The organism is Nocardiopsis trehalosi NBRC 14201, assembly GCF_001552555.1.
Taxonomy (GTDB): Bacteria; Actinomycetota; Actinomycetes; order Streptosporangiales; family Streptosporangiaceae; genus Nocardiopsis_B; species Nocardiopsis_B trehalosi.
This window is the reverse complement of the sequence record NZ_BCRK01000255.1, coordinates 1-6,812: the sequence shown is the minus strand read 5'-3', so window position 1 is coordinate 6,812 and position 6,812 is coordinate 1. Positions and strand designations below refer to the sequence as shown.

The following is a 6,812-nucleotide window of genomic DNA, read 5'->3' as shown; positions in this document are numbered from 1 at the left end:
CCCCGGGGCGCGGTACGCGCCCCGGGGGCCGGTGGTGCGGCGGGGTCAGTCCTCGTCAATGGCCGGGTCGGCGGGGTCCTCGTCGTCCTCGGCGAGGATGCGGTAGAGGCCGCGCTTGGTGTCGTTCAGCAGCCGCTTGGCGCGGTCGACCTGGGCGTCCGTGCCGGCCTGGGCCACCTGGGCGGCGGCCGCCGACAGCTGGTAGGCGAGCGCGCTGATCTCGGCGTAGCGGGCCTGGGCGTCGCCGTACTCCTCGGGCACCGCGTCCCAGGGCGGGGTGAGGTCGGCGGCGTCGCCGGTGACATAGGCGCGACCCTCGTCGGTGAGCTCGAACGGGCGCCGCCGCCCGCCCCCACCGGTCTCGGCCGGGCGGACCAGCCCCTCGTCCTCCAACTGCTGGAGCATCGGGTAGACCGACCCGGGGCTGGGCCGCCACCCGCCGCCGCTGCGCTCGCGGCCCTCGCGGATGATCTCGTAGCCGCTGCGCGGCTCCTCGGCCAGCAGCAGCAGGATGCCCGTACGGACGTCGCCGCGCCGGGCACGCGGACCGCGCCGGCGGCCGTGGTGGCCGCCGAACCCGCCGCCGGGGCCGAACGGCGGACCGGGCGGGCCGCCGTGCCCGGCCGGGCCGCCCCAGGGGCCGGGCGGCGGTGGCGGGGGCGGGAACCCGGGCCGCGGGGGGCCGCCGGGCCCACCACCCGCCCAGGCTCCGTGCGGGTCGGGGCCGCGGCGGCCGCGTCCGCCGCCCCAGCCGCGCGGGCCGTGCTCGTGCGGGTCGTGCTCGTGGTGGGCATGGTCGTGGGGAACGTGGCCGGGGTGGTCGTGGGGGGCGGGCGGCGTGTCCCAGCCACCCGCTTCGCGGTGGGTGGCGCGAATGCGCTCGGGGCGCGCCCGCCAGGACCAGGGCATCGACATGGCCGTCATCTCGGACTCCTCGTTCGTACGGGACCGCACCATGGTGATCGGTCGCGACTATTTCTTCCCTATCGAGATATATGAAAGATATATCGCTAACGAGTGTCGGTCAAGATGCCGTCCGGGTCTCCGGGTCGCTGGCGCCGCACCACAGCGCGGACGGGTACGGCGAGCAGCGACGGGCGGAGGACGCCCGGGCTGCGGGCGGCAGGGCGGCGGACACTAGGGTCGCGGGCGGCGGGCGGCGACGAGCACAGCGGGCAGCGGACACCGAAACCGCAGGCGGCCGAACGGCAGCGGGGGCGGACGCCGGGCTACGGAGCCTGTCCCTCTGGCGGGTGGCGGCCTACCATCGCGCCATGGCCGACGCCACGGGTGCGACCGGCAGGCAGGCGTCGTACGAGATGCCCGGCACCTGGCTTGTCCGGCGGGGCTGCGCCGTCGGGTGCTGGCTCTCGGCGCCGGCCGTGGTGCCCCTGCTCGTCTTCGGCGAGATGCGCGCGGCCTGGTGGATCGCCGTCCCCGTCGCGATCGGCTTATCACTGGCGATGGCCTTCGGCGGGTTCGCCCTGTGGGACAGCGGGGCGGCGGGGGTCGGGGCATCGGAGTTCGCCCGGCTGCGGCGGAACGGGCGGCCGGCGGTCGCCGAGGTCCTCTGGGTCTCGCACACCCGCGGACGCTACGGCGAACCCGCGCCACCGGAAAACCGGTTGCCCGCCGCGTCCGGGTGCGCGATAACGGAACGGGCCCACCGATGCGCCCGGAGGAGGAGCCATGCCCGACATCCGCGCGATCGACCCGCACGACCCCACGGCGCTCGACGCCTGGCACACCGCTGTGCGCGAGGGCAGCGCCGTCGACGGGCACACCCCGCTGGTCGACCCGCTGCCCGAGTACCGCGCCGTCCTCACCGACCCGGCCCCCCGCGTCCGCGCCGACGCGTTCGCCGCGGTCGAGGACGGCGAGGTCGTCGGCGCCCTCGACGTACGCACCCCGCTGCACGAGAACACCCACCTGACCAGCGTCGAGATCGCGGTGCCGCCGCGCCACCGGCGGCGCGGCGTCGGGTCGGCGCTGCTCGACCACGCGAGGCGCCTCGCGGCCGACGGTGGCCGCACCACCATGACCGCGTGCGCGGTGGTGCCCGTCGGCACGCCGCTCGGCGACTCCCCGGGCGGGGCGTTCGCGCGGCGCAACGGCTTCACCGGCGCCCTCTGCGAGGACCGGTTCGTCCTCGACCTGCCCGTGCCCGACGAGCGCCTCGACACGGTCGCGGCGGGGGCGCACCCGGAGCGGCACGGGCTGTCGATCGTGTCGTGGACCGGCCCGTGCCCCGACCCCTATCTCGACGCCATGGCCGCCCTGCACACGGCCATGGAGCGCGACGTCCCCACGGGCGACCTCGACGTCGCCCCCGTCGTCTGGGACCCCGCCCGCGTCCGCGAAGAGGACGACCGCATGACCGCGCGCGGGTGCACCACCCTCACCTCGGCGGTGCGCGACGCCGACGGCCGGTTCTGGGGCTACACCGCGATCACGGTGTCCGAGCACTGGTCCGAGGACGCCTTCCAGGAGGACACCCTGGTCCTGCCCGAGCAGCGCGGCCGGCGCCTCGGCGCGGCGCTGAAGGCGCACAACCTGCGGGCGCTGCTGCGCGATCACCCCGACCGCAAGCGCGTGCACACCTGGAACGCCGAGGTCAACGGCCCCATGCGGGCCATCAACGCCGCCCTGGGGTTCGTGTCGGTGGAGAAGTCGCACGAGCTCCAGTGGACCGCCCCCGGACCGGCCACCGCCCGCTGACCGCGCCGCCGCGCGCCCCCGGACGGCGCGCGGCGGGCGGCGGACCGCCGGGGGCGGTGCGCCCGCTACCCGGCGCCGCCGCCGTCGCCCGATTCGGCGCGGCTGCGCAGGGGCCCGTCGGCCGCCTGCAGGTTGAACGCCGTGTCGACCACCGCCAGGTGCGACAGCGCCTGCGGGAAGTTGCCGAGCAGCCGCCCGGCCCGCGGGTCGTACTCCTCCGCCAGCAGGCCCACGTCGTTGCGGACCCCCAGCAGCCGCTCGAACAGGGCGCGCCCCTCCTCCACCCGCCCCTGCTGCACGTAGTTGTCGGCCAGCCAGAAGCTGCACGGCAGGAACGCGCCCTCGCCCGTAGGCAGCCCGTCGACCTCCTCGCTGTCCTCCCCCATCGAGTAGCGCAGCACGAACCCGTCGGTGCACAGTTCGCGCTCGATGGCGGCGACGGTGCCGCGCATCCGCTCGTCGGTGGCGGGCAGGAACCCGACATAGGGGATCATCAGCAGTGACGCGTCGAGCAGCTGGGACCCGTAGGACTGGGTGAAGGCGCCCCGTTCGGCGTCGTAGCCGCGGGTGAGCACGTCGTCGGCGATCTCGCGGCGCAGCCGCCGCCAGCGGTCGGCCGGACCGTCCTGGCCGAACCGCTCGACCGCCTTCACCGCGCGGTCGGCCGCCGTCCACGCCATCACCTTGGAGTGGGTGAAGTGGCGGGGCGGGCCGCGCATCTCCCAGATGCCGTTGTCGGGCTCCCGCCACCCCGACTCCAGGAAGTCCATGAGCGTCCGCTGCACCTGCCAGGCGGCGTCGTCGGGCGGGATGCCCTCGCTCCGCGCCTGGTGGAGGGCGTCCATGAGTTCGCCGTACACGTCGAGCTGCCACTGCGACGCCGCGTGGTTGCCGACCCGTACCGGCCGGGAGCCGTCGTAGCCCGCCAGCCAGTCCAGTTCGACCTCCTCCAGGCGGCGCTCCCCCTCGATGCCGTACATGAGCCGCATCTGCGCCGGGTCGCCCGCGACGGCGCGCACCAGCCATTCGCGCCACGCCTTCGCCTCGTCCTCGTAGCCGGCCTTCAGCAGCGACAGCAGGCTGAGGGTGGCGTCGCGGATCCAGCAGTAGCGGTAGTCCCAGTTGCGGACGCCGCCGATCTGCTCCGGCAGCGAGGTGGTGGGGGCCGCGACGATACCCCCGCTCGGCTCGTAGGTGAGGGCCTTGAGGGTGATGAGCGAGCGCACGACCGCGTCGCGGTGCGGCCCCTGGTAGCGGCACGGGTCGGCCCATTCGCGCCACCACCGCTCGGTGGCGGACAGCAGGCGGTCGACGTCGACCGGCTCGGGTTCGGGTTCGCGGGGGCGCAGGCACGCCAGGTGGAAGTCGACGGTGTCGCCCTCGGCGACGTCGAACTCGGCGAGCGGCCGCGACGGCGCGGCGCAGTCGAAGTCCACGTCGGCGTCGACGAGGACGATGTCGGGCCCGGCGGCCAGGCAGAGGCGGCGCCCGTCGCGGCGCAGCCACGGGATGACGTCGCCGTAGTCGAAGCGGACGGTGAGCCGGCTGCGCATCCGCACCCGGCCGCGCACGCCTTCGACGCGCCGCACCAGGTCGGGGTGCTCGTTGCGGAGGGGCATGAAGTCGACGACGCGCACGCACCCGTCGTCGGTGGTGAACTCGGTCTCCAGGATGAGGGTGTTGCCGCGGTAGGAGCGGCGGGTGGTGCGGTGGGGGCCGGCGGGGGCCATCGTCCAGCACCCGTTGTCCTCGTCGCCGAGCAGCGCGGCGAAGCACGCCCCGGAGTCGAAGCGGGGCAGGCAGAGCCAGTCGATCGAGCCGCGGGTGCTCACCAGGGCGGCGGTCTGCGTGTCGCCGATGAGCGCGTAGTCCTCGATGGGCAGGGACACCGATCCTCCTCGTCCGGGGGGTCAGGCGCGGGGGACGACCGCGAAGCGCAGGTGGAAGTGGTCGAGCGTGTTGGGCAGGGGTCGGTCGGGGCGCAGCGGGGACGGGGGCACGATGCCGACATCGGCGTCCGCCAGCAGGGCGGTGGTGAGCTGGAGGACGACGTCGCGCCCGGGGCAGCGGGCCGGGCCGGCGCTGAACGGGAGGAGCGACGGGGAGGCGTCGCCGCTGCCGTCGAGCCACACCCCGGGGGCGAACCGGTCGGCGTAGGGCAGCACGGTGTCGTCGCGCTGCAGGAACGACGGCAGGACGGCGAGGGCCGTCCCGGCGGGCAGCTCGGTCCCGTCCCAGGTGGTGGGTGCGGTGGTGTCGCGCAGGATCACGGGCGTGGTGGGCCACAGCCGCACCGACTCCAGGACGACGGTGGCGCGCAGGAACGGGTACGTGTGCGGTGCGGCGGGGTCGGCCCCGGCGATCTCGGCGCGGGCGCGCTCGGCCTGCTCGGGGTGGGCGGCGAGCAGGGCGAGGGCCCGGTAGGCGGCCATGCCGGCGGGTTCGGACGCGAACAGCCAGTGTGCGAACTGGTCGGCGGGGCGGGTGTCGGGCGTGGTGGGCAGCGCGGCGGCGTGCGCGGCGAGGCTGCCGGGTTCGGCCCGGTCGAGGTGGTCGGCCAGGCGGCGGGTGAACGCGCGGCGGACGGTGGCGCGGCGGGGGTGCAGGTAGGACCAGTTGCCGTCGGCGCGGAGCCGGGTGAGCAGGTCGGTGAGGTGGTCGTCGTCGCGGGCGCCGGCGCCGAGGAAGGCGCGGCGGACCGCGCGCCACCAGGCGGGCAGGAACGCGTCCCAGGTGAGGTGGCCGGTGGCGGCGGCGTCGGCGGCGAGGGGGACGGCCTCCGCGCGGACGGCGGTGGTGAAGTCCCCGGCGAGGTCGTGGAGGGGGCGGTCGGTCTCCAGGGCGGCCTCGTTGAAGGCGCGGCGCTCGGTCCGCTGCGGGCCGTGCGAGATGAGGACGCCGTCCGGCTGGAAGTGGGCGAGCGCGCCGGTCTTCTCCCGGTTGTCGGTGGCGAAGGGGTCGGGGGTGTCGGCGAGGACGCGCCGGGCGTCGTCCGCCGTCAGGACGAGGGCGAGGGAGCGGCCGGGGATGCGCAGCGGCAGGACGCGGGCCCCGTAGCGGTCGCGGACCCGCTGGAGCAGGCGGACGGCGCGCCGGTCGGCGCCGAGCCGTTCGGCCAGGGCGACGGCGGTCGGGCGGCGGACCAGGACCCCTTGGGCGATGAGCGGCGCCAGGACGCCCGCGGCGATGCGCGCCGTGTCGGGCACGGTGGCGGGACGCGGCCGGGGGGCCGCGTCGGCGGGGCGGTGGGGCGCCGTCGTCATGTGTCTCCTCGGGCTCTCGCGTCGCTTCCGCACGCAGCTACCCCGGCGGACTCCCCCGAACCGGACATCCACGGCGCGCCCGGGCCGGCGGTCAGCAGGCGCGCACCATGGTCTGCTGGTGGAGGCGGCGGCCCCGGTGGCGGATGCCGGGGACCAGCGGGGTGGGGCCGTGCGGGGTGAAGCCCATGCGGGTGAAGAAGCGGACGGCGCCGGTGTTCTCGACCAGGGTCTGCAGGTGGCACCCCGGAGCGCCGGCCTCCCGGAGGCGGGCGGACCACAGCTCCATCAGCGCGGCGCCGACCCCCCGGCCCCGCGCGGCCGGGGCGAGGTTGATGTGCAGGTGGGCGGGCCAGCGCGGGTCGGTGACCTCCCCGGCCGTGGGGCGCCGCAGCAGGGCGGCGCCGACCTGGTCGGCGAGGGCGCGGGCGAAGAACGCGGCGGGCCGGGGGCGCAGGACCAGCCGGTGCTCGCGGATGGCGCGGTCCATGCGCTCGCTCTCGCTCGGCAGGCGGGCGCCGTCGACGCAGCCGGTGAGGTAGCCGGCCAGGGCGCCGTCGACCTCCGCGACGAACAGCGACTCCGGCTCCAGGTCCATGTAGGGGGTCAGGTAGACGGCGGCCTCCGACTCCGGGTGCCCCCACAGCTCCCCCGACGGCGACCCCTCCCCCACCCGGGCGAACAGCTCGCGCAGCCCCGCCCGGTCCGCCTCGGTGAACGCCCGCACCACGGTTCCGCCCATCCCGACCCCCTCCATAAACTGTGTATGACGCACACAGTAGTGGACGCGGGCGCGCGCGGGCACCTCCCCGCCGCACCCGCCGCCGGACACCC

The 6,812-nt window shown here is 76.2% G+C and carries 5 protein-coding genes; 1 reads left to right on the top strand and 4 read right to left on the bottom strand.

Annotated elements, in window-relative coordinates:
- Positions 1-45: 45 nt before the first annotated feature.
- On the bottom strand, positions 46-924 hold the full coding sequence (locus NT8_RS26445; RefSeq protein WP_067975337.1) for a PadR family transcriptional regulator: 879 nt from the start codon (positions 922-924) through the stop codon (positions 46-48).
- 765 nt (positions 925-1,689) lie between these two features.
- On the opposite strand from NT8_RS26445, the gene NT8_RS26435 reads away from it, so the two are divergent.
- Positions 1,690-2,718, top strand: a complete 1,029-nt coding sequence (locus NT8_RS26435; RefSeq protein WP_067975329.1) for a GNAT family N-acetyltransferase — start codon at positions 1,690-1,692, stop codon at positions 2,716-2,718.
- Positions 2,719-2,783: 65 nt separating this feature from the next.
- Here the strand turns inward: NT8_RS26435 and NT8_RS26430 are convergent, their stop codons facing one another.
- The 3 genes from NT8_RS26430 to NT8_RS26420 all read right to left on the bottom strand — a co-directional run bounded on the left by NT8_RS26430 (position 2,784) and on the right by NT8_RS26420 (position 6,810).
- Entirely contained in the window at positions 2,784-4,607 is a 1,824-nt protein-coding gene (locus NT8_RS26430; RefSeq protein ID WP_067975327.1) for a glycoside hydrolase family 15 protein, read from the bottom strand.
- Positions 4,608-4,628: 21 nt separating this feature from the next.
- Positions 4,629-5,981 carry a cytochrome P450 gene (locus tag NT8_RS31380; protein WP_067975326.1) on the bottom strand — a complete coding sequence of 451 codons (1,353 nt, stop codon included), beginning with the start codon at positions 5,979-5,981 and terminating at the stop codon, positions 4,629-4,631.
- Positions 5,982-6,072: 91 nt separating this feature from the next.
- Positions 6,073-6,810, bottom strand: coding sequence for a GNAT family N-acetyltransferase (locus tag NT8_RS26420; RefSeq protein WP_245646344.1), 738 nt, complete (start codon positions 6,808-6,810; stop codon positions 6,073-6,075).
- Positions 6,811-6,812 lie beyond the last annotated feature (2 nt).

Coding starts and splice junctions, on each gene's coding strand:
- NT8_RS26445 (WP_067975337.1), bottom strand. CDS start 924: ATGACGGCCATGTCGATGCCCTGGTCCTGGCGGGCGCGCCCCGAGCGC.
- NT8_RS26435 (WP_067975329.1), top strand. CDS start 1,690: ATGCCCGACATCCGCGCGATCGACCCGCACGACCCCACGGCGCTCGAC.
- NT8_RS31380 (WP_067975326.1), bottom strand. CDS start 5,981: ATGACGACGGCGCCCCACCGCCCCGCCGACGCGGCCCCCCGGCCGCGT.